This window comes from Desertibacillus haloalkaliphilus, assembly GCF_019039105.1.
Taxonomy (GTDB): domain Bacteria; phylum Bacillota; class Bacilli; order Bacillales; family KJ1-10-99; genus Desertibacillus; species Desertibacillus haloalkaliphilus.
Genome location: NZ_JAHPIV010000443.1, coordinates 1 through 357, shown reverse-complemented (window position 1 = coordinate 357; position 357 = coordinate 1). Strand labels below are relative to the sequence as shown.

Genomic DNA, 357 nt, shown 5'->3' with positions numbered 1-357 from the left:
CATCCGTTCTTTTTAAACCCATTAATTATTTTCCCATTGCTGATTTTGACGTTGCATCGCGCATTGCGCAAACACCGCTATGGCTGGTTCACTGTATTAGTTGCGTGGACGTTATGGAATAATTTTTATTTTGCCTTTATGATGGCCATCGGTGCTATTGTCTTTTGGTTGGGCTATCAATGGCTTAATCAGAATTGGTTGAATTGGCGCAAACACTTAGCTTTGTTAGCCAATGCTATCATTGGTGCATTATTACCTATGATTTTATTCTTTCCAAGCATCATGGCAGTCCTACAGTCCGCTCGTTCTGGTAAGTCATTAGCTAACGGACTAACGGTCTACCCCGCCTATTACTAC

1 protein-coding gene is annotated in these 357 nt (G+C 41.5%); it reads left to right on the top strand.

Translation table 11 applies throughout. The features are described from left to right. A partial coding sequence (locus KH400_RS22715; RefSeq protein WP_217228509.1) for a YfhO family protein occupies window positions 1-357 on the top strand: 357 nt, incomplete at both ends.